Origin of the sequence: Streptomyces chrestomyceticus JCM 4735, from assembly GCF_003865135.1 — a bacterium.
GTDB classification, from domain to species: Bacteria; Actinomycetota; Actinomycetes; order Streptomycetales; family Streptomycetaceae; genus Streptomyces; species Streptomyces chrestomyceticus.
On sequence record NZ_BHZC01000001.1, the window covers coordinates 7,304,127 to 7,325,878 of the forward strand.

Consider the following 21,752-nt stretch of genomic DNA (forward strand, 5'->3'; position numbering starts at 1 on the left):
GCTGACCGCGGCCCCGGCGGGGGCCGGCCGCAGCCCGGACCGGCCGACGGAGGCCCCTCGGCCGAGTCGGCCGTGCCAGAGGCCGGACCAATGGCGGCGCCTGGCCACCGGCCGGGCAGCGCCGCCCGCACGGCCGTCAGCCGTCGGCCGGGCGCCCGGCGGCGCCCTTCTCCCACTCCTCCAGCGTCACGACGTCCTTCAGGAAACCGCGCAGACCCAGGAAGTTGGACAGATGCTCGCGGTGCTCCTCGCAGGCGAGCCAGGTCTTGCGGCGCTCCGGCGTGTGCAGCTTCGGGTTGTTCCAGGCCAGCACCCACACCGCGTCGGCGCGGCAGCCCTTGGCCGAGCAGACCGGGGCCCCGGCCGGGGTTTCGGCGGCGGCTTCCGGCGCCCCGCCGGCCGTACCGGACAGACCGGGAAAGCCCGGCAGACCCGGCAGGCGCGGCGGTACGGCATCACCGGAGGAAGCGGAATTCGGGGCGTCAGGGGAGTTCACGGCCTCAACCCTACGTCGCCGCCGGAGCGGACATGGCGACGCCGGGCAGCCACGGGGGGAGCCGCCCGGCGTCGGTCCGTCGCTCCGACGGGGGATGCGGAGCGCGTACGCAGTATGTCACGCGGGAGTGGGCTCGGTGCACCGGAACCGCATGATTGATCTGAGCTTTTCTTGAGCTTTGCGGATCACGCCCGGCTCAACTCGGCTCCCGCCGGGGCGCGTCCGCTTCCGGCCCGGCCGCTTCCGGGACCGGTTCCGCCGGGCCGGCGGTGCTCCCGGGGCCCAGCATCGGCCGGGTGGGAGCAGGTATGAAGGTGGACGGCAGTGAACGTACGTTCTCCCGCCCCGCGTTGGCGATGACGACCGCGACGTACGGCAGCACGATGCCCAGCGCCAGTGTGGCGATGGCCACGTGACGCTCGATGTTCCAGAGCACGGCGGTGAGCACGACGGCCACCGTCCGCAGCGACATCGAGATCACATAGCGCCGCTGCCGGCCCCGCACATCCTCGGTCAGCCCCTGCCGCGCTCCCGTGATCCGGAAGGCCTGGGCGCCGGTCTGCTTCCGCATCACGTTCCACCACCTGCTTGTCGTGCCGGATTCTCCCCGGTTCAGCACCGTTCCCACGTTACGCCGCGCCTGCGCCGCCTTCGAGACCGGGGCGCGATACGCCGGGGCCGGGTCCGCACCGCCCACCCGCGTACGGTCCGCTCCGGCGTGCGGCGTAGCCGGTCCGGGGCGAAACTGGCTGGGCACGCTCACGTATGCGCGCCGCATTAGGAGGCGACATGACCTGGTTGTGGGCAATCATCGTCGGCCTGGTCCTGGGCCTGATCGCCAAGGCGATCCTCCCGGGCAAGCAGCAGATCCCGCTGTGGCTGACCGTGGTCTTCGGCATGCTCGGCAGCGTCCTGGGCAACTGGCTGGCCACCGGCATCGGGGTGAACGACACCAAGGGCGTCGACTGGACGCGGCACCTGCTGCAACTGGTCGGAGCGGTCGTGGTGGTCGCCATCGGCGACCGGCTCTGGGCGGCCGTCCGCGGCCACGGGAGAGAAACCACCTGACCGGCCTCGAACGCGGAACGGCCGGTGCGCACAGCATGCGCACCGGCCGTCGCCGTGCCGGGGGCGGAACGTTCGTCCGCGCGCCCCGGTCCGTACATCTAGCGGCCTTCGAGCTGTGCCAGCTTCCGGCCGGCCTTCAGGTAGGCCGCGCCGGAGAGACCGGCGAGCCGCTCGGCCAGCACCTCGTCCAGCGGCCGGATCACCTCGGACTCGGCGAGCGTCAGCGTCTGCTGGCCCTCCGGGGCCTCCACGACCAGGCGCAGCGCGTTCTGCTTCGCCAGCCGCCGGGCCGCCGAGGCGCTCGGCGTGAACTCCAGGACCTTCGTCAGGACCGCGGCCACGGTCTCCGCGCCGTGCTCGGCGACGTCCACCACCGGCAGGGTGCCGACGTCGGCGAAGGACTTCTTGGAGAACTGCGCCACGAACCCGGCGCGCGCGGCCATCGCCGCCTCCAGGCCGTACAGCGCCGTCACGACCTCGCCTGCCAGGATCTTCTTCAGGTCCATCGGGTGCAGGCTCTTGTCCGCGACCCGGGCCAGGACGACCGCGATCTCCTCGTCGGTCCACTCCGTCCACGCCTTCAGGTACGGCTCCATCAGCCGGTCCGGCACCGACATGATCTTGCCGAAGACGTCGTCGGCGGGGGCGCTCAGCCCCACGTAGTTGCCCTTGGACTTGGACATCTTCGCGCCGGTGCCGTCGGTGCCCTCGATCAGCGGCATCGTGACGACCAGTTGCGGCCGCTGCCCGCGCAGCTCCATGAGCTTGCGGCCCATCTGGAGGTTGAGGAGCTGGTCGGCGCCGCCCAGCTCCACGTCGCACTCCAGCGCCACCGAGTCCAGGCCCTGCGCGACCGGGTACAGCAGCTCCGTCATCGTCAGCCCGGAGCCGGACGCGAGGCGGTTCCTGAAGTCCTCGCGCTGGAGCAACTGCGAGACCGGCACCTGGGCGAGCAGGCCCAGCAGCTCGGGGAAGGTGTACGGCGCCAGCCACTCGCTGTTCTGCCGGAAGCTGACCTTCTCGAAGTCGAAGAACGGCCGGACCTGGTCGCGGTAGCTGGCCAGGTTGGCGGCGATGTCCTCGTCGGTCAGCGGCGGGCGCTCGGCGGTACGGCCCGACGGGTCGCCGATCTTGGCGGTGAAGTCACCGATGATCAGCGTCACGTCGTGCCCGAGCCGCTGGAACCGGCTCAGGATGATCAGCGGCACCGCGTGCCCGAGGTGCACGTCGGTGGCGGTCGGGTCGATGCCCAGCTTGATGTGCAGACCCCGGCCGGCGGCGCGCCGCTCCTCGATCCGCTCGGCGAGCCGGTCCACGCCCGGCAGCACCTCGACGGTACGGGAGGCGATCAGCTCGGCCTGCTCCTTGGCGGGCAGGTCCGTCAGGTCGAGATAGCGCCGCTCGCCCGTCTCCTTGAGCAGCTCCGCGACGGTGGCGTCGGCGGAGAGGTCTGCGGAGAGCAGCGAGCTGGCGCGGGCGACGGATTCGCCGAGGCGTGTCATGGCGTTCCTGATCGGTCGGTGTTCCCGTACGGGAGGACAGAGGGAGAGTCTATTAGAGCCGCCGCCCGCCCCCGGTGGAGCCCGCGCCCGGCCCCGGCCACGGGCCCCACCGGCATCGACACCGGCACCGGCATCACACCCCCGGACTCACCGAACTCATGTTGAAGTCCGGGACACGCAGGGCCGGCATCGCCGCGCGGGTGAAGAAGTCGCTCCACTCCCGAGGCAGCGTCCGCTCCGTACGGCCAGCCTCCACCGCCCGCCCCAGCAGGTCCAGCGGCGACTCGTTGAACCGGAAGTTGTTCACCTCACCGGCCACCTCGCCGTTCTCGACCAGGTAGACGCCGTCCCGGGTCAGCCCGGTGAGCAGCAGCGTCGCCGGGTCCACCTCGCGGATGTACCACAGGCACGTCAGCAGCAGCCCCCGCTCGGTGCCCGCCACCATCTCCTCCAGCGACCGGCTGCCGCCGCCGGCCAGGATCAGGTTGTCCATCCCCGGGGCCACCGGCAGCCCGGTCAGCCCGGCGCTGTGCCGGGTGGTCACCAGCCGCCGCAGCTCACCGTCGCGGACCCAGTCGGTCGGCTCCAGCGGCAGCCCGTTGTCGAACACGGAGGCGTCGTCACCCGAAACATGAGCCAGCACGAACGGCGCGCACTCCAGCCCCGGGGCGCCCGGGTCGCTGCGCAGCGTCAGCGGCAGCTCCGCGACCTTCGACCCGACGAGCGTCTCGCCGCCGGGCCGGGAGAAGGCCGTACGGCCCTCCACGGCGTCCCGGCCCGTCGCCGACCACTGCTGGTACACGAGCAGGTCGGCGACGGCGGACGGCGGCAGCAGGGTCTCGTACCGCCCGGCCGGCAGCTCGACGCGCCGCGCCGCCCAGCCGAGCCGGGTGGCCAGCTCCGCGTCGATGGCCAGCGGGTCCGCGTCACGGAAGTCACGCGTCGACAGGCCCGCCCAGGCGGACCGGGTGCGGTCCGGGGACTTGGCGTTCAGCTCCAGCGTCCCGGTGGGCTGGTCGTGCCGCAGCCGCAGCCCCGTGGACGAGCCGAGATACGACGACACGACCTCGTGGAACGCGAACCCGTACAGCTCCCGCCCCCCGTCCCCGGCCCGCTTGAACGACTCGCCCAGCGCCGGCGCGAAGGCGTCGAAGACCGCGGAGGACGTCTCGGCGGGGGCATCGGTGAAGTCCGGCGCCGGCGCCGCACCGGACACCAGCGGCGCGGCGTCCTCGGCGGGCCCGGCCGCCCGCGCGGCCGCCTCCGCCTCCCGCACCAGCGGCTCCAGATCGGCGGCGGTCACCGCGGTCCGCGACACCACACCGGACGCGGTGCCCTGCCCGCCGTCCACGGTGGCGACGACGGTCAGCGACCGCCCCCGGGTGACCCCGTTGGTGGTCAGCGCGTTACCGGCCCACCGCAGATTGGCACTGGACCGCTCCTCCGCGATGACCACACAGCCGTCCGCCCGGGACAGCTCCAGGGCCCGCTCGACGATCTCGTGGGGCGCGTTTCCCCGCGGCGTACGACTCCTCATCGGCCCGCCTCCCGTGCCGTGTTCAAGATACTGACGCCGGTGAACAGCGCCGAAGGACACCCGTGCGACACCGCCGCGATCTGCCCCGGCTGCGCCTTCCCACAGTTGAACGCCCCGCCCAGCACATACGTCCCGGGCCCGCCGACCGCGGCCATCGACCCCCAGAAGTCGGTGGTGGTGGCCTGATAGGCGACGTCCCGCAACTGCCCGGCGAGCTGCCCGTGCTCGATGCGGAAGAAGCGTTGGGCGGTGAACTGGAAGTTGTACCGCTGCATGTCGATCGACCAGGACCGGTCCCCGACCACGTAAATGCCGTGCTCCACCCCGGAGATCAGGTCGCGGGTGGACGGGCCCTTCGGGGCGGGTTGCAGGGAGACGTTGGCCATGCGCTGGACGGGGACGTGGGCGGGGGAGTCGGCGAACGCGCAGCCGTTGGAGCGGGGGAAGCCGGTGAGCGCGGCGGTGCGGCGGTCGAGTTGGTAGCCGACGAGGGTGCCGTTTCTGATGAGGTCCCAGGACTGGGCGGCGACGCCCTCGTCGTCGTAGCCGATGGTCGCCAGGCCGTGTTCGGCGGTGCGGTCGCCGGTCACGTTCATCACCTCCGAGCCGTACGCCAGCGTGCCGAGCTGGTCGAAGGTGGCGAAGGAGGTGCCCGCGTACGCCGCTTCGTAGCCCAGCGCGCGGTCCAGTTCGGTGGCGTGGCCGATCGACTCGTGGATGGTCAGCCACAGGTTGGACGGGTCGACGACCAGGTCGTAGCGGCCGGGTTCGACGCCCGGCGCGCGCAGCTTCTCGGCGAGGTGGTCCGGCATCCGGGCCAGCTCGGCGTCCCAGTCGTAGCTGCCGTCGGTCAGGTACTCCCAGCCGCGGCCCACCGGCGGGGCGAGGGTGCGCATCGAGTCGAACTCGCCGGTCGCCGGGTCCACGGCGACCGCCGTGAGCTGCGGCTGCACCCGTACCCGCTGCTGGGTGGTGCTGGTGCCCGCGGTGTCCGCGTAGAACTTGTTCTCCTGGACGGTCAGCAGCGAGGCGTCGGCGTGCGCCACGCCCGGTGCGGCCAGCAGCCGGGCGCTCCAGTCCGCCAGCAGGCCGGTCTTGTCGGCGTCCGGTACGTCGAACGGGTTGATCTCGTACGAGGAGATCCATGTCCGGTCCGGATATGCGGGCTCGTCCGCCAGCTCGACCCGTTCGGTGGCGCCCGCCGCCTCGATGACCTTGGCGGACAGCTTCGCCATCGCCACCGCCTGGCCGGCCACCCGCGCCGCGGCGTCCATCGTCAGGTCGACGCCGGACGCGAACCCCCAGGCGCCGTTGTGCACCACGCGCACCGCGTAGCCCAGGTCCGTGGTGTCGGACGCCTCCGAGGGCCGGGCGTCCCGCAACCGCCAGGACGCGCTGCGCACCCGCTCCAGGCGGAAGTCCGCGTGGGCGGCACCCAGCGCGCGGGCCCGCGCCAGCGCGGCGTCGGCCAGCGCGTGCAGCGGCAGTGCGAGGAAGGTCTCGTCGATCGAACGAGGTGTGACAGGCAAGGCGTCCTCCCGTGGTCGGCGCCATGAATCATGCCCTGCCCGGAGCCCCCGGCCCACCCCGTCGGGGGAAGCCCGCGGGGACGCCTTCTGTAGGGACCCGACAGTGACCGGCGTGCGCGCCTGTCCGGGCTCGATTCTCCGTACGAGGCCGGTGACCGATAGTTTCGTAGCGAACGCAGGTCGGACAGGACACGGAAAGGGTGATCTCTTGAGCCGCTCGGTTCTGGTCACCGGAGGCAACCGCGGCATTGGCCTCGCCATCGCCCGGGCCTTCGCCGAGGCAGGCGACAAGGTCGCCATCACCTACCGCTCGGGGAGCCGCCCGAGGGATTTTTGGCCGTGAAGTGCGACATCACGGACGCCGAGCAGGTCGAGCAGGCCTACAAGGAGATCGAGGAGAAGCACGGCACGGTCGAGGTGCTGGTGGCCAACGCCGGCGTCACCCGCGACCAGTTGCTGATGCGGATGTCCGAGGAGGACTTCACCTCGGTCGTCGAAACGAACCTCACCGGCACCTTCCGGGTGGTCAAGCGGGCCAATCGCGGCATGCTGCGGGCGCGCAAGGGCCGGGTCGTGCTGATCTCGTCCGTCGTGGGCCTGCTGGGCTCCGCGGGCCAGGCGAACTACGCCGCCTCCAAGGCCGGGCTGGTGGGCTTCGCCCGCTCGCTCGCCCGTGAGCTGGGCAGCCGTAACATCACCGTCAACGTCGTGGCGCCCGGTTTCGTCGACACCGACATGACCCGCGCGCTCACCGACGAGCAGCGGGAGGGCATCGTGAAGCAGGTGCCGCTGGCGCGCTACGCGCAGCCCGAGGAGATCGCCGCCTCGGTCCGCTTCCTGGCCTCCGACGAGGCCGCGTACATCACCGGAGCCGTCATTCCCGTCGACGGCGGATTGGGCATGGGTCACTGATCAGCATGAGTGGAATCCTCGCAGGCAAGCGCATTCTGGTCACGGGCGTCATCACTGACGGCTCGATCGCCTTCCACGCGGCCAAGGTCGCGCAGAACGAGGGCGCCGAGGTCATCCTCACCGGCTTCGGCCGGCTCTCCCTCGTGGAGCGGATCGCCAAGCGGCTGCCCAAGGAAGCGCCGGTCATCGAGCTGGACGTCACCAACCAGGAGCACCTGGACGGCCTGGCGGACAAGATCCGTGAGCACACCGGCGACGACGGCCGGCTCGACGGCGTGGTGCACTCCATCGCCTTCGGCCCGCAGGGCGCCTTCAACTTCCTGGAGGCGAACTGGGAGGACGTGAGCACCGCGGTGCAGGTCTCCGCGTACTCGCTGAAGTCGCTGACCATGGCCTGCCTGCCGCTGATGCCGCAGGGCGGCTCGGTCGTCGGCATGACCTTCGACGCCCAGATCGCCTGGCCGAAGTACGACTGGATGGGCGTGGCCAAGGCCGCCCTGGAGTCCACCAGCCGGTACCTCGCCCGTGACCTGGGCGAGAAGAACATCCGCTGCAACATGGTCTCGGCCGGCCCCATCAAGTCGATGGCCGCGAAGTCCATCCCGGGCTTCGAGGAGCTGGCGGACGTGTGGAACCACCGTGCCCCCATCGGCTGGGACCTCACCGACCCCGAGCCGGCCGGCCGTGGCGTCGTCGGTCTGCTGTCGGACTTCTTCCCGAAGACCACCGGCGAGATCGTGCACGTCGACGGCGGCGTGCACATGATGGGCGCCTGACGCCCGCAAGAGCCCAGAACGCTGCCCGCCCCGGTCCGCCGGGGCGGGCAGCGTGCGTTGTACGGGGCTCAGCCACCCGCCCGGGAGCCGAGCCGGCAGCCGTAGGGGTGGGCGCTCGCCTCGGCCGCGGCCCGTTCGTCGTCGCCCGCGCGGATCGCCGCCACCAGCCGTGCGTGGTCCACGTGCGCCTCGGGCCGCAGTACGTCGCCCACGTCGGCGCGCAGGAATTCGCGCAGTACGCCGCCGAGGTCGGCGTACAGCTCGGCCAGCACGTCGTTGTGCGAGGCCGCGACGACCGCCATGTGCAGTGTCGCGTCGGCCTCCACGAAGGCGGTCGCCGCGCCGGACTCCCAGGCCCGCTCGCGCCGCTCCAGCGCGGCGTCGAGCTGCCGCAGGTCCTGGTCGGTGCGGCGCCGGGCGGCCAGCCGCGCCGCTGTCGCCTCCAGCGCGCTGCGCAGCTCCGCCACGTGCCCGGGGTCGGCGTCCGCGAAGCGGCGGTTCATCACCCCGGCCAGTTCGCTGGTCGCGGCCACGTACGTGCCCGAGCCCTGGCGGATGTCCAGCAGGCCGTTGTGCGCCAGGGCCCGTACGGCCTCGCGGACGGTGTTGCGGGCCACCCCGAGCTGTTCGACCAGTTCGGGCTCGGTCGGAATGCGGGAGCCCACCGGCCATTCGCCGGACGTGATCTGCGCCCGTAGCTGGGTGATCACCTGGTCCGCCAGCGCGGAGCGCCGGGGCGAGGTCAGTGGCATGTCAGCGCTCCAGAAGGACGGGAACCGGAAGTCCGGCAGGGGGCATCGCGAGAGGATAGCGAGCGCCGGAGCCGGGGGGCCGGGAGCCCGGGAGGAAAAACACTGGACAGTCATTCATCCCATGATTCTATGATGCTGTCCATGACAGACGACTCCCTCGCGACCCTCGGCCCCGGCACCGGGGCCCCGGACACCCCGCCGGAGCGGCGCCCGGCCGACGGGTCCGGGCCCGCCGCGGCGCCGGAGCCGGCCCGCGCCCCGGCCGTCCGGCGAGGGCTGCCGTTCCTCATGGTCGCCGGCCTGGCCCTGGCCGCCCTCAACCTCCGCCCCGCCATCACCAGCCTCGGCCCGCTCATGGAAGAGGTCCGGTCCGGCCTGGGCATGAGCGCCACCGTGGCCGGGCTGCTCACCTCCGTACCCGCCCTGTGCTTCGCGGTCTTCGGCACCGCCGCGCCGCGGCTGGCCCGGCGCTTCGGCCCGGGCGCGGTCGTCTGCGCGGGCATGGCCGCGATCGCCATCGGTGTCGTCGTACGGCCCTACACCGGCAGCACCGCCGGCTTCCTCGCCGCCACCGCGCTGGCCCTCGCGGGCATCGCGGTCAGCAACGTCCTGCTGCCGGTGGTCATCAAGACCTGGTTCCCGGACCGGGTCGGCCCGCTGACCGGCCTGTACTCGATGGCGCTCGCCCTGGGCAGCGCGCTCGCCGCGGCGCTGACCGTCCCCGTCACGACCGTACTCAGCGGGAGCTGGCAGTCCGGGCTCGCGGTGTGGGCGGTGCTCGCCGTCCTCGCCGTCCTGCCCTGGCTCACGGTCGTCCGCGGCCGCCGGGCGGCGGACGGCACGGGCGCCCGGGGGCCCGCCGTACCGGCCGCCACGCTGCGGGTGAGCACCTCGCCGACCGCCTGGGCACTGGCCGTCTTCTTCGGCCTCCAGGCCACCGCCGCCTACATCACGATGGGCTGGATGGCGCAGATCTTCCGCGACGCCGGGGTCCCGGCGGGCACCGCGGGCGTGCTGCTCGCCGTCACCATGGCGATCGGCATACCGCTGTCCTTCGTCCTGCCGCGGGTGGCCGCCCGGATGCGCAACCAGGGACCGCTGGCCGTCGGACTCGGCCTGTGCGGGCTGGCCGGTTACGCCGGACTGTGGCTGGCCCCGGCCTCCGGCGCCTGGCTCTGGACGCTGCTGATGGGCATCTCCAACTGCTCCTTCCCGCTGGCCCTCACCATGATCGGAATGCGCTCGCGCAGCGCCGAAGGCGTCGTACGGCTGTCCGCCTTCGTACAGAGCGTCGGCTACCTGATCTCCATCCCCGGGCCGCTGCTGGTGGCCGCGCTCTACCAGCACAGCGGCGGCTGGGGGCTGCCCATCGCGCTGATGGCCGGGCTGATGGTGCCCCAGATGGCCGTCGGGATGCTCGCGGGCCGGGACCGCCGGATGGAGGACGAGGCCGAGGTGCGACACTGAAGCCATGCCAGTGCTCGAACCGAATCCGCCGGGCGGACAGAAGAAGCTGCTCCTCGTCCTGGGCGCGATGCTCGCCGTGACCGCCGTCATCGCCGTCATCGCGAGCCTCGCCTCACCCTGACGTGCCGTACGGAGGTGGGGACAGCCCCACCGTCCCCTAGGGGGCCAGGGTCAGGGGCAAGTGGGTGGCGTACCGGATGGGAACGGCCCCCGGGGGACCGTAGGTTCGGAGCACACCGTGCCGCTGCGGTGGGCGCGGCCGCACCCCGCGGCCGCGTCGTCCCCGCCGAAGTCCCCGGAGGCCACCGATGTCCGCCGTCTCCAGCAGGCCGTCCGCCCCCCGCCGCCCGGGCACGCGTACGGGCCTGTCCTGGTGGGCCGTGGCCCTCGCGGTCGTCTCCTTCGGCGCGCTGCTCGCCGTCATGACGGCACCGTCCACGGCGCACGCGGTGAGCGCGCCCCAGAGCCTGGCGCCCGTGCTCGAATTCCTCGCCCGCCTCGTCGGCATCGCCGGGTGAGGGCCGGTGCCATGAGCCCGGTGACAGCGGCGTCCCGCAGGAGCGTTCACCCTGCGGAGGGAGCCCCTCAACACCTCGCGCCCCGCGCTGCGTTTCGTGCGAAGCTGGACACATGAGCGCCGAAACACCTCGCCGGATTGTCCTTCTCCGCCATGCCAAGGCCGACTGGTCGCAGGAGAGCGACCACGAGCGCCCCCTCGCGGAGCGAGGCCGTAAGGACGCCCCGGTCGCCGGTCACTGGCTGGCCGGAGCCGGGATCACCCCCGACCTGACCCTGTGCTCGACCGCCGCGCGTACGCGCGAGACCTGGAAGCTCGTCGTGGGCGAGCTGCCGCAGCGCCCGAAGACCGTCTACGACGAGCGGCTGTACGAAGCCTCCCTCGGCGAACTGATCGCTGTGCTGAACGAGACCTCCGACGACGTGACCGACCTGATGCTGGTCGGCCACAACCCCGGGATGCACGCCCTCGCCGACGCGCTGGCGGGCGAGGCCGAGGGCGACCTGCTGGCCCGGATGAACCGCAGCGGCTTCCCGACCTCCGCGATCGCCGTGCTGACCTTCACCGGCTCCTGGAAGACGGTCGAGCACGGCGTCGGCCGCCTGGCCGCGTTCTGGGCGCCGCACGCCTGACCCGGGGGACCCGGCAGCACCGAACGGACGAGGGCTCCGGCGCCGTGTGCGCCGGAGCCCTCGTCCGTGTCCGGAGGGAGGGGCGAGCCCTCAGAGCCTGTGTCATAACCCCGGCCGGGCGCCCGCCGCCTGGCACGCACGCTCGCTGTGTTGCCGAAACGCCCACGTAGCTCCGCTACGAAGACGCTCCGGCGCCTTGCGATCGCACGCACCAGACGACGGGCGCTGATCCGACCGGGGTTATGACATAGGCTCTCAGTCGTCGTGGGTGTCCGCAGCCTCGACCTCTTCGCGGGTGATGCCCAGCAGATACAGCACGGTGTCCAGGAACGGCACGTTCACCGCCGTGTGCGCGGCCTGCCGCACCAGCGGCTTGGCGTTGAAGGCGACGCCCAGGCCCGCCGCGTTCAGCATGTCCAGGTCGTTGGCGCCGTCGCCGATCGCGACGGTCTGCGCGAGCGGCACACCGGCCTCGTGCGCGAAGCGGCGCAGCAGCCGCGCCTTGCCCGCCCGGTCCACGATCTCGCCGGTCACCTTGCCGGTGAGCTTGCCGTCCACTATCTCCAGCGTGTTGGCGGACGCGAAGTCCAGCCCCAGCTCCTCCTGGAGCGCGTCGGTGACCTGGGTGAACCCGCCCGAGACGACACCGACTTGGTACCCCAGGTGCTTCAGGGTGCGCACGAGCGTCCGCGCGCCGGGAGTCAGCCGTACCTCCTTGCGCACCAGCTCCACCACTCCCGCGTCCAGCCCCTTCAGCAACGCGACGCGGGCGTGCAGCGACTCCTCGAAGTCCAGCTCGCCGCGCATGGCCGCCGCGGTGACCTCGGCGACCTCCTGCTCGCAGCCCGCGTGCGCCGCGAACAGCTCGATGACCTCGTCCTGGATGAGGGTGGAGTCGACGTCCATGACGACCAGCCGCTGCGCCCGGCGCTGGAGCCCCGAGGCGACCACCGCGACATCCACGCCGAGCGCGGCCGCCTCGGTGGCCAGCGCGGTGCGCAACGGCTCGGTCGGGGTGCCGGAGACCGCGAACTCGACGGCGGTGACGGGGTACTTGGCGAGCCGGAAGATACGGTCGATGTTGCCGCCGGTGCCGGTGATCGCGGCGGCGATGGCGGCGGTGGACTCCGCGGTGAGCGGGTGGCCGAGCACGGTGACGTGCGAGCGGCCGGTGCCGCGCGGCCGGTTGTCGCCGATCCCCGAGATGATCTCGGCCTGGAGGTTCAGCGACTCGGCCCAGCTATGCACGGTGGCCCGCAGGTCGCCCTCGGTGACGCCGGACGAGCCGCCGGCCGGGACGGGGGAGGTGATCAGGACGCACAGCACGATGCGGCCCCGGGTGACCACCTGCTCGATGTCGACGACGTCGACGGAGTAGGCGGCGAGAGTGTCGAAGAGGCCGGCGGTGATGCCGGGCCGGTCCTTGCCGAAGATCTTGACGAGAAGGGTCGGTACGTCGTCGCCCGGTACGGCGGTGGCAGGCGGGATCTGCGATGCGCTCATGGTGCTCTTACGGTAACCGGCCCGGGCCGGCCGCCGTACAGGTGTCCGTGGTCCGGACGGCCCCCTGCTCGGCGCCCGGCCCGGCCTCGCTGCTCAGTGCCCTTCTCCTGGCTGCCCGGGTGGTGGCGGGCCTTGGGGTGGTTCTTGAGGCGGCCTCTCGGGCGTCCCCTCGGGCCGCTGCCGCGGTGTGCCGCGCGGCTTCGGCGGCACCGGGGGACGCGGGGGAGGCGGCGGCCGGTGTCCGTCGCCCACCGTGGGGTGCGACTCGGGCGGCGGAGGGGCCTGCGGCGGCCTGCTCCCGGGGCGGCGGGCCGTCGGTGCCGCGTGCCCGGCGGGCGGCGGGTTCCAGTCCCGGGTGTGCGGGGGTTGCTCCGGCGGTGGCGGCCAGGTCTGGGTCTCCGGGAGGGGCCCCGGCGGTGGCGTCGGCCAGCTCTGCCTGCGCGGCTCGCCGGACGGGGCGGCCCGTCGGGGGACGCTCCGGGCGGCTTCGGCTCCTGCGGCGGGCGCATGTACGGGTTGGTGTCGGCGTGCGGGGGCCGGTAGGCGGGGGAGGGGGTGTACGGGCCGGGCCGGTAGGCGGCGTCGGGGTAGTCCTGGGGGCCGCCGGGACGCCCGTGCTCCTGCATACGTCCGTGCGTACGCCCGTAGTCCTGCGTACGTGCGTAATCCTGCATACGAGCGTCCTGGGTGCGAGGATCGTGCGTACGGGATTCGTGCGTACGGGCCCCACGCCCCCCGGCGTCCCCCGACAGCCCCGCATCTCCGGGCAGCCGTACCGCCCGCCGCCCCGCGGCCCCGGTGGCGCACGCCAGCAGCCCGCCCACCAGGCCCGCCGCCGCACCCCACACCGCCCCCAGCGCGAACGCCGCCGGCACGCTCCCGCGCAGCTCCAGACCCGCGCCGAAGGCGTCGAACCCGAAGACGGACAGGCTCGCGTCGGCCGAGACACCGGTCAGGTGGACCCACAGCGGCAGCGTCAGCGCCGTCAGCCCGCCCAGTCCGGCCGCGCACCGCAGGGCGAACGGCAGCGTCCGGGTGCCCTCCCGCGGCGTACGGACCGCTGTGAGCACGCCCGCGAGCAGCATCAGCAGCGCGGCGGCCACCGGCAGCAGCCACACCCGGCCGTCCAGTTCGGCGAGCCGTCCGACGGTGAGCTGGATGTCGTTCCGCCCGTCGAGCAGCCGGTCCACGGGGTCGGGCAGGAACCGGGTGAGGACGCCGGACGCGCTGCCGTGCCAGGGGACGAACAGGCCGAGCGGAATGCCGAGCCAGACGCCGTTCGGGGCGGCGAGCAGCGCCGCGCCCAGCACGCGCCCCGGATGGTCGTCGCCGACGGCCGCGTACCCGGCTGCCGCCAGGCCCGCGGCCACCGCGACCAGTGCCACCGTGACCAGCGCCGACGCCGCGGGCCGTACGAAGCGGTGGGCCGCCTCCAGCGCACGGGGCAGCGGTGCCCGCCGGGCCGCCAGCACCGTGATGACCAGTACCCCCAGTACCCACACGGCGCCGCCGGCGAGGGAGGCGCCGGTGTCCACCGCGAACCCGACGGACGCCTTGGCGCCGATGAGATCGGCGATCTGACCGGACAGCCCGCCGTTGCCGTTGCCGCCGTCGCCGATCCCGAGGTCCCCCAGGCCGTCGCGCAGCCGGTCCAGCAGTCCGCCGTCGCCGCTGCCGCCGCCCGAGCCGCCGCCCCCGCCGCCGATCAGCCCGCCCAGTCCGGCCAGCGTCTTGCCGTCGATCGTCACGGAGTCGTGTCCGGCCCAGGCCAGGAACGCCAGCAGGGCGACGAACAGCCCTGCCGTGGCCCCGATTCGGGCGGTCAGTTCGCCCCACCCGACCGTCGCGCCGGCCCGGCGCAGCGAGCGGGCGAACACCCACCCCAGCACCAGGGCGCCCACCAGTCCCACGCCCAACGGGGCGAGGTCGACGGCGGACCGGGCGGCCTGCCCGTCCAGCCCGAAGGCGCTCACATCGCCCGACGGTGTCACCGAGCCGCCCACGGCCAGCACCACCGCCGCGGCCGTCAGCGGCCCGAGCGACGCCGCCGAGTCGGCGCCCAGCAGGTGCAGTCCGAGCGCGGCCACCCCGGCCATCGCCAGGAACGCCCAACTGACCGCGGCGACGGCGGACAGCACCACATCGCCCCAGCGGATTCCCGCGGTCCTCGCGGCGGTCATCGGCAGCCCCCCGATCCGAGACGGGTCGCCCCGAACGCGCGCGATGCCATGATCCGTACGCATCCATGGGCATCCGTGGGCGCTTACCACTCTCCGTGGGCCTTTCGCCGCCGTCAACGCAGCCGGCTCATGACCTTGCGCGACCGGTTTTTTGGCTCCGGGCACCGCGCCTGAAATAGTTCCTCACGATGTTCGCCATCCCTAGACTTCCCATACAGGGCGTCACTCGGGGGACTATGTAATGGGGCATGGAGTGCCTGAACTCGTACTCGAATTGAACGGACGGACCTGGACGCTCGACCCGTCCCGGTCCTACAGCCTGGGCCGTGATCCGCAGGGCGACATGGTGCTGGACGACGCCAGGGTCTCCTGGCGGCACGCCACCGTGCGCTGGGGCGGGCGCAGTTGGGTCATCGAAGACCAGGGCAGCACCAACGGCACGTACGTCCAGGGGCAGCGGATCCACCAGATGGAGATCGGCCCCGGCTCCGCGGTGCATCTCGGCAACGCCACCGACGGCCCGCGGCTGACCCTGTCCGGCAGTGCCGCGCCGGCCGGTGTGCACGGCGCGCAGACCGCGATGGCTGCGCCGCAGGCCGCCAGGCCCGCGCCGCAGCAACAGGGCGCGCCGGGCTGGGCCGCGCCGCCGCAGGCCCAGCAGCCGCCGGTCCGCCAGGCACCCGCCCACCAGGCACCGGCCCACCAGCCCCCGGCGCATCAGGCACCTCCCCACCAGGCACCCGCCCACCAGGCACCGCACCAGCCCCCGGCCCACCAGGTGCCGCAGCAACAGGCTTGGAGCCGGCAGCCGCAGGCTCCGTACGCCCAGCAGCCCCCGCAGGGCGGGCCCGCAGTGTCCCAGCAGCCCCCCGCGTCCCAGCAGCCCCCCGGTGAGCGGTCCCGCGCCGCCGCCCCGCCGGTCTACGGCGACCGCAGCCCGACCACGTTCCACCGCCTCGACCTCGGCCGCGTGATGCGCATCGGCCGCGCGCTGGAGAACGAGCTGGTCGTCTCCGACCTCCAGGTCTCCCGGCACCACGCCGAGTTCCGGGCCACGCCCGACGGCCGCTTCGAGATCCACGACCTCGGCAGCCACAACGGTACGTACATCAACGGCCAGCCGGTCCCCAAGTCCGGCAAGGCGCCGGTCGGCCCGAACGACATCATCGGCGTCGGCCACTCCACGTTCCGGCTGGTCGGCGACCGGCTGGAGGAGTTCGTCGACACCGGTGAGGTGTCCTTCTCCGCCCGCCATCTGACCGTCACGGTCGACGGCGGCAAGCAGATCCTCAAGGACGTCTCCTTCGGCGTCCCGGAGAAGTCGCTGGTCGCGGTGATCGGCCCGTCCGGGTCCGGCAAGTCCACCCTGCTCAAGGCGCTGACCGGCTACCGGCCCGCCGACCAGGGCGACGTCCTGTACGACAACCGCAACCTCTACAAGCAGTTCGCCGAGCTGCGTCAGCGCATCGGCCTGGTCCCGCAGGACGACATCCTCCACAAGGAGCTGACCGTCCAGAAGGCCCTCAAGTACGCGGCCAAGCTGCGCTTCCCCGGCGACACCGCCGAGGCCGAGCGCACGGCCCGGATCGACGAGGTGCTGCGCGAGCTCAAGCTCGACATCCACAAGGACAAGAAGGTCACCGCCCTCTCCGGCGGCCAGCGCAAGCGCGTCTCGGTCGCCCTGGAGCTGCTGACCAAGCCGTCGCTGATATTCCTGGACGAGCCCACCTCCGGCCTGGACCCGGGCATGGACCGCGACGTCATGCAGTTGCTGCGCGGCCTCGCCGACGACGGCCGTACGGTCCTGGTGGTCACCCACTCCGTCGCCGAGCTGGCACTGTGCGACAAGCTGCTGGTGATGGCGCCGGGCGGCGGCGTGGCCTACTTCGGCCCGCCGGAGGAGGCGCTGAACTTCTTCCAGTACGACTCCTGGGCGGACGTCTTCTCCGCCTTCGAGAACTACCGCGACTACGACTGGATGGGACGCTGGCGCGGCTCCCCGCACTACCAGATGTACGCTGCGGACATCGACGCCGTCGCCCCGCAGTCGGTGTCCGTCCAGGCACCCCCGGCCCGGATGCAGAAGTCGCAGAGCTGGGGCTCACAACTGTGGACCCTGATGCGGCGCTATGTCTCCGTGCTCGCCTCCGACCGCGGCTTCCTCGGCCTGATGCTGATCCTGCCCGCGGTGCTCGGCGTGGTCTCCACCCTCATCCCCAGCGACTTCGGCCTGGGCTACGGCCCCAAGGGCCCCAACCGCGACGCCAGCACCATCCTGCTGATCCTCGCGGTCGGCATGTGCTTCTCGGGCGCCGCCAACTCGGTCCGTGAGCTGATCAAGGAGCGGGTGATCTACGAGCGGGAACGGGCCACCGGCCTGTCGCGCTCCGCGTACCTGATGTCCAAGGTGATCGTGCTCGGCGTGGCGACCGCCTTCCAGGGCGTGATCATCGCGGCGATCGGCTTCACCCCGCGCAAGATGCCCACCGAGGGCGTGCTGCTCAAGGACCTGCCCGCCGTCGAGATGACGCTGGCGATCATCGCCCTCGGCTTCACCTCGATGATGTTCGGCCTGCTCATCTCGTCGCTGGTCAGGACCGCCGAGAAGACCATGCCGCTGCTGGTCATGTTCGCCATCGTCCAGGTGGTCTTCACCGGAGTGCTCTTCAAGCTGTTCGACACGGTCGGTGTCGCCCAGGTGGCCTGGCTGATGCCGTCGCGCTGGGCCGTGGCCGCGATGGGCGCGACCGCCGACCTGAACACGCTGGTGCCGTGGGAGGCGGGCAACCCCGACCCGCTGTGGAAGCACGGGGCGAGCGTCTACGCGATGGACATGATCATCCTGATCGCGCTCGGCGTGGCCTTCGGCGTCGCGGTGGTCCGGCTGCTGCGCCGGCACGAGCCGGAGGTCATGCGCAAGTAGGAGCGCGCACGGCACGACGAACGCCGCGGGGCGGCACCCACGATGGGTGCCGCCCCGCGGCGTGTGTGCGTCCGGCTCAGTACGCGGAGTTCACGTTGTCCATCGAGCCGTAGGTCGCGGCGGCGTACTTGCACGCGGCGGTGATGTTGGCGACCGGGTCGAAGATGTCCCAGGACGTGCCGTCGACGTGGTACGCCTGGAACGTCGGGTCGATGACCTGGAGCAGGCCCTTGGACGGGGTGCCCTGCTGCGCGTTGGAGTCGTAGCCGTTGACGGCCTGCGGGTTGCCGGTCGACTCCCGCATGATGTTGCGGTAGATGCCGTCGTAGGAGCCGGGGATGCCCTGCTTCTGCATGATGTCCAGCGACTCGCGGATCCAGCCGTCCAGGTCGTTGCTGTACGTCTTGGCCGGCTCCGGGGCCGGGGCGGCGGCGCGGTCGGCGGACCGGCTCGCGGCCTCCTGGTCCTTGCGCTCCTGCTCGGCCTTGGCCTTGGCGTCGGCCTCTTCCTTGGCCTTGGCTTCCTTCTCGGCGTCTTCGGCCTTCTTCTTGGCCTCGGCGGCGTCCTTCTCGGCCTGCTGCGCGGAGGCGTCCGCCTGCTTGCCGATGGTGTCCTGCTGGGTCTTGGCCGCGTCGTCGACCGCGCTGAAGGCGACCGGCCGGACGTTCTGGGGGGCGGCCTGGTCGTTCTGGCCGGCGTCCGCCGAACCCGGGACGAGGGCGAAGACCAGGGCGGCGGCACCTGCCGCGGCGACGCCGGCGGCCGAGAGCTTGTGCGTCCGGTTCAGGCGGGCGTAGCCGGGAATGGCGTGCTGGGGCATGGGGGGACTGACCTCTATCCGACGGGGGTGCGCCGCTGTGGCCGGGAAAGGCGGTGAACGCCGAGTTCTGTCCACGGCGCCGAGCGACGGGAGTCATTGTTAGCGGCCGTAAATTCCACGAGCAAAGAGCCCGATTACGATGCCGCTTAGTGGAACCCGGGGCGCGGATATCGCGTCACGGCCGGGTTCTCCCGGCGTCATCGCCGGGTCCACCCCAGGTACAGCCCGCATCATCCAAAAGTCGTACGCATGCCGGAAAGCCACTAATGTCGTTCGTAAGTGACCTGGGTCCTATGTGCGGCGTCACACCGGGCAAGAGGTTTGGTTGCCCGGTGTGATTGCGTTCGCACAGCCTGTCAGTGAATTAGATCTCCACCAGCACCTGGTCCAGGGTCTTTCGGACCAGATCCGGTACGCGACAGTCCCGCGCCGGATATCCGACCGGAATCACGGCGAACGCCTTCTCGTTGGCCGGCCGCTCCAGCACCTCCTGGAGGAAGCGCATCGGGCTCGGCGTGTGCACCAGCGCCGACAGGCCCGACAGGTGCAGCGCGGACAGCAGCATCCCGACCGCGATGCCCACCGACTCGTCCACGTAGTAGTGCTTGTGCTTCGTGCCGTCCGGGCCCAGCCAGTACCGCTGCTGGAAGACGACGACCAGGTGCGGCGCGTCCGTCAGATGCGGTTTGATCTCGTCCGTGCCCAGCGGCCGCAGCGCCGCCAGCCACTCCTCGCCGAGCCGCCCCGCGTAGGAGACACGTTCCTCCTCTTCCGCGGCCTCCCGGATGCGCCGCCGCACCTCCGGGTCCTTGACCAGGACGAACGTCCAGGGCTGCTGATGCGCCCCGGAGGGCGCGGTGGCCGCGCAGGCGATGGCGTCCTTCACCACCTGCTCCGGCACCGGATCGGCGGAGAACTGCCGGACGGTCCGCCGCCGGTCCATCCGCTCCCGCAGGTCGGCGGCGCGGGCCAGCGATTCGCCGGCCGGCATCCGCTCCGGGTGGTATGGCACCGACCGGTAGGGATCGCCGTGGGTCGGTGTCCAGTTCCTCGTTGGTGTCGACATGTTCCGAGTCTGGAGCTCAGACGGGCAGTACGAGGTGGAGATCCCCGAACTCGTGCCACAGGTAGCGCTGCCGGACGGCCTCCGCGTACGCCCGGCACAGCGCGTCCCCGAAGGCCGCGCCGCCCGCGGCGGCCCGCCCCACCGCCTCCAGCATCAGCAGGTGCGACGCCTCCGGCTCGTGCAGTCCGGTCAGCAGCCCGTCCACCGCCCGCACGCCGCGCTCCGGGGTGACGACCAGATCCGTCCACCCGGACGCCGCCCGTATCCGCCCGTCCGGCCCGGCCGCGCTCTCCAGCGCCCGCACGGCCGTCGTCCCCACCGCCACCACGTGGCCGCCGCCCGCCCGCGCCGCGTTGATCTGCCACGCCGTGGACGGCGGCACCGCGAAGCGCTCCGGGTACGGCGGCTCGTACGCCTCCACCGACGCCACCCCCGTGTGCAGCGTCACCGGCGCGATCTGCACGCCCCGGCTCACCAGCCGCGCCACCAGCGACGCGGTGAACGGCCGCGCCGCACTCGGCATCTCCGCACTGCCCCCGCCGTCCGGCGAACCCACCGCGAACACCGTCTGATAGGCGGACAGCGGCTGGTCCCGGTCCGTGTAGCCGTAGCGGATCGGCCGCCCGTACCGGTGCAGCACGTCCGCCACCGGCGCCCCCGACACTCGCGCCCACCACAGCCGTACGCTCCCGGGGTCCACCGGCGCCCGCAGCGTCAGCCGCGCGCCGCCCGGCAGCCGCACCACCGTGCCCGCCGGGCCGCCCGCCCGCTGCCGGGTGCTGCCCCGGCCGTCCGGCGTCCGCAGCTCCACCGCCCAGTCCCCGGCCGCCGCCTCCGGACGCGGATACCGCCCGTCCGCACGCGTCGAGAAGTGCACCACCACCGGCTCGCCGCGGCCCCGCCCGTCCCCGACCCGGCCGTCCACCGCCGCCGGCAGGGTGCGCGAAGTGTTCACCACCAGCACGTCCCCGGCCGACAGCAGCTCCGGCAGCTCCCGGAACGTGTGATGCGCAGGCTCCGCCGCACCCCGGCTGACCAGGAGACGCACCGCGTCCCGCCCCCGGCCCGGCGCGCGCTGCTCGGCCGGCTCCCGCGCCGACAGCTCCGCCGGAACCCGCAGCACCTCGGCGGTCACCGGGCACCGTCCAGCAGGCCCGGCGCCGCGTACCGTCCGCTGGCGGCACCGGCGTCCAGCAGCCGCAGCAGCGCCGGTACGACCGTCCCGGGCAGCGGACGCCCGGAGCCGTCGTCGTCCGGCACGGCCGCCGCGTACAGATCCGTCCGCATGTCGCCCGGATCCACCCACCACACGCGCAGCCCCGGCTCCTCGACCGCCAGCACCGCCGAGAGCTGGTCGAGCGCCGCCTTCGCCGCCCCGTAACCGCCCCAGGTCGCGTACGCCTCGGCCGCCGCGTCGGAGCTGATGTTGAGCACGGCCCCACCGGAGCCGGGCACTTTGCCGGTTTCTGCCCCTATATAAGAAGAAGGTGCATCGTCACCCCCTATATAAGGGGGAGAGGCGGAGGCCGCGAAGAGCTTCGAGGCGCGCAGCAACGGCAGCGCCTCCCGTACGAGCGCCAGCGGCGCCACCGCGTTGACCTCCAGCGCCGCCCGCAGCCCGTCCAGCGGCTGCGCCTCCAGCCGCACCAGCGGCTCGGCACCCAGCACGCTCGCGTTGTTCACCAGCAGATCCAGCCCGCCCAGTTCCCGCGCCGCGGCCACCAGCTCCGCCCGGTGCGCGGCGTCCGCCACGTCCCCGGGCAGCGCCACCACCCGCGCCCCCGCCCGGCGCAGCCCCCGCGCCGCCTCCGCCAGCGGCCCGGCCGACCTGGCGTCCACCACCAGGTCCCAGCCGCGCCCGGCCAGCGCCGCGCCCAGCGCACGCCCCAGCCCCTTCGATGCTCCCGTGATGACCGCCACCGGCATGGCCCGAACCACCTCTCGTCTCGATGGGCGCCGTCGTCGCCCCGATACGCGTCCTTGCTGCTCACGCTAGGAACCGGACGGCCCGGGCCACCTCGGGCAGCGGGCGGGACGAGCGAGGGCACTTCGCCCTAGTCCGGTGGACCCAA

Annotated in this window: 19 protein-coding genes and 1 pseudogene; 8 read left to right on the forward strand and 12 right to left on the reverse strand. The window is 72.7% G+C overall.

Features of this window, described 5'->3' with window-relative positions:
* Window positions 1–136: 136 nt before the first annotated feature.
* Together EJG53_RS31965 and EJG53_RS31970 are read right to left on the reverse strand one after the other, a co-directional pair.
* Window positions 137–412, reverse strand: a complete 276-nt coding sequence (locus tag EJG53_RS31965; protein WP_125049731.1) for a hypothetical protein — start codon at window positions 410–412, stop codon at window positions 137–139.
* Window positions 413–692: 280 nt separating this feature from the next.
* Complete coding sequence (locus tag EJG53_RS31970) at window positions 693–1,067, reverse strand: DUF3099 domain-containing protein (protein ID WP_031010410.1); 375 nt, start codon at window positions 1,065–1,067, stop codon at window positions 693–695.
* Between the two features lie 218 nt (window positions 1,068–1,285).
* Here EJG53_RS31970 and EJG53_RS31975 point away from each other — a divergent pair, with 218 nt between their 5' ends.
* On the forward strand, window positions 1,286–1,564 hold the full coding sequence (locus EJG53_RS31975; protein WP_125047855.1) for a GlsB/YeaQ/YmgE family stress response membrane protein: 279 nt from the start codon (window positions 1,286–1,288) through the stop codon (window positions 1,562–1,564).
* Between the two features lie 98 nt (window positions 1,565–1,662).
* On the opposite strand, the gene tyrS is transcribed toward EJG53_RS31975, so the two are convergent.
* From tyrS to EJG53_RS31990, 3 genes are all read right to left on the reverse strand, one after another.
* Window positions 1,663–3,066 carry a tyrosine--tRNA ligase gene (gene tyrS / locus EJG53_RS31980; RefSeq protein WP_125047856.1) on the reverse strand — a complete coding sequence of 468 codons (1,404 nt, stop codon included), beginning with the start codon at window positions 3,064–3,066 and terminating at the stop codon, window positions 1,663–1,665.
* Between the two features lie 133 nt (window positions 3,067–3,199).
* A complete protein-coding gene (locus tag EJG53_RS31985) occupies window positions 3,200–4,603 on the reverse strand; it encodes a TldD/PmbA family protein (protein ID WP_125047857.1) in 1,404 nt (467 codons plus the stop codon).
* Window positions 4,600–6,132: a TldD/PmbA family protein gene (locus tag EJG53_RS31990; protein WP_125047858.1), complete on the reverse strand. Its 1,533-nt coding sequence runs from the start codon at window positions 6,130–6,132 to the stop codon at window positions 4,600–4,602. The genes EJG53_RS31985 and EJG53_RS31990 overlap by 4 nt, the downstream gene beginning before the upstream one ends.
* Before the next feature lie 208 nt (window positions 6,133–6,340).
* On the opposite strand from EJG53_RS31990, the pseudogene fabG reads away from it, so the two are divergent.
* Together fabG and fabI are read left to right on the forward strand one after the other, a co-directional pair.
* Window positions 6,341–7,044, forward strand: a pseudogene (gene fabG, locus EJG53_RS31995) (3-oxoacyl-[acyl-carrier-protein] reductase).
* Between the two features lie 5 nt (window positions 7,045–7,049).
* Complete coding sequence (gene fabI / locus EJG53_RS32000; protein ID WP_125047859.1) at window positions 7,050–7,820, forward strand: enoyl-ACP reductase FabI; 771 nt, start codon at window positions 7,050–7,052, stop codon at window positions 7,818–7,820.
* A 68-nt stretch (window positions 7,821–7,888) separates the two neighbouring features.
* Here fabI and EJG53_RS32005 read toward each other — a convergent pair whose 3' ends face one another.
* On the reverse strand, window positions 7,889–8,572 hold the full coding sequence (locus tag EJG53_RS32005) for a FadR/GntR family transcriptional regulator (RefSeq protein WP_125047860.1): 684 nt from the start codon (window positions 8,570–8,572) through the stop codon (window positions 7,889–7,891).
* 141 nt (window positions 8,573–8,713) lie between these two features.
* Here EJG53_RS32005 and EJG53_RS32010 point away from each other — a divergent pair, with 141 nt between their 5' ends.
* The 4 genes from EJG53_RS32010 (at window position 8,714) to EJG53_RS32020 (ending at window position 11,188) form a co-directional block, all read left to right on the forward strand.
* A complete protein-coding gene (locus EJG53_RS32010; protein ID WP_125047861.1) occupies window positions 8,714–10,039 on the forward strand; it encodes a CynX/NimT family MFS transporter in 1,326 nt (441 codons plus the stop codon).
* 4 nt (window positions 10,040–10,043) lie between these two features.
* Window positions 10,044–10,160 carry an SGM_5486 family transporter-associated protein gene (locus EJG53_RS43435; RefSeq protein ID WP_280526792.1) on the forward strand — a complete coding sequence of 39 codons (117 nt, stop codon included), beginning with the start codon at window positions 10,044–10,046 and terminating at the stop codon, window positions 10,158–10,160.
* A gap of 187 nt (window positions 10,161–10,347) precedes the next feature.
* Window positions 10,348–10,557 carry a hypothetical protein gene (locus EJG53_RS32015; protein WP_125047862.1) on the forward strand — a complete coding sequence of 70 codons (210 nt, stop codon included), beginning with the start codon at window positions 10,348–10,350 and terminating at the stop codon, window positions 10,555–10,557.
* 112 nt (window positions 10,558–10,669) lie between these two features.
* On the forward strand, window positions 10,670–11,188 hold the full coding sequence (locus tag EJG53_RS32020; RefSeq protein WP_125047863.1) for a SixA phosphatase family protein: 519 nt from the start codon (window positions 10,670–10,672) through the stop codon (window positions 11,186–11,188).
* Between the two features lie 255 nt (window positions 11,189–11,443).
* Here the strand turns inward: EJG53_RS32020 and serB are convergent, their stop codons facing one another.
* Both serB and EJG53_RS32030 read right to left on the reverse strand, forming a co-directional pair.
* Window positions 11,444–12,691 (reverse strand): phosphoserine phosphatase SerB, encoded by a 1,248-nt coding sequence (gene serB, locus EJG53_RS32025; RefSeq protein WP_031010382.1) that lies wholly within the window; start codon window positions 12,689–12,691, stop codon window positions 11,444–11,446.
* Window positions 12,688–14,871: a streptophobe family protein gene (locus EJG53_RS32030; protein ID WP_244955427.1), complete on the reverse strand. Its 2,184-nt coding sequence runs from the start codon at window positions 14,869–14,871 to the stop codon at window positions 12,688–12,690. The genes serB and EJG53_RS32030 overlap by 4 nt, the downstream gene beginning before the upstream one ends.
* 241 nt (window positions 14,872–15,112) lie before the next feature.
* Between EJG53_RS32030 and EJG53_RS32035 the strand changes: the two genes are divergently transcribed.
* Window positions 15,113–17,794, forward strand: coding sequence for an FHA domain-containing protein (locus EJG53_RS32035; protein ID WP_125047864.1), 2,682 nt, complete (start codon window positions 15,113–15,115; stop codon window positions 17,792–17,794).
* A gap of 76 nt (window positions 17,795–17,870) precedes the next feature.
* On the opposite strand, the gene EJG53_RS32040 is transcribed toward EJG53_RS32035, so the two are convergent.
* From EJG53_RS32040 to EJG53_RS32055, 4 genes are all read right to left on the reverse strand, one after another.
* Window positions 17,871–18,614 (reverse strand): transglycosylase SLT domain-containing protein, encoded by a 744-nt coding sequence (locus EJG53_RS32040; protein ID WP_125047865.1) that lies wholly within the window; start codon window positions 18,612–18,614, stop codon window positions 17,871–17,873.
* Window positions 18,615–18,978: 364 nt separating this feature from the next.
* Window positions 18,979–19,680, reverse strand: coding sequence for a nitroreductase family protein (locus EJG53_RS32045; RefSeq protein ID WP_174856488.1), 702 nt, complete (start codon window positions 19,678–19,680; stop codon window positions 18,979–18,981).
* Window positions 19,681–19,696: 16 nt separating this feature from the next.
* A complete protein-coding gene (locus tag EJG53_RS32050) occupies window positions 19,697–20,815 on the reverse strand; it encodes an S-adenosylmethionine:tRNA ribosyltransferase-isomerase (RefSeq protein ID WP_125047866.1) in 1,119 nt (372 codons plus the stop codon).
* A complete protein-coding gene (locus tag EJG53_RS32055; protein ID WP_125047867.1) occupies window positions 20,812–21,606 on the reverse strand; it encodes an SDR family NAD(P)-dependent oxidoreductase in 795 nt (264 codons plus the stop codon). Before EJG53_RS32055 ends, EJG53_RS32050 begins: the two co-directional genes overlap by 4 nt.
* Window positions 21,607–21,752: the final 146 nt, after the last annotated feature.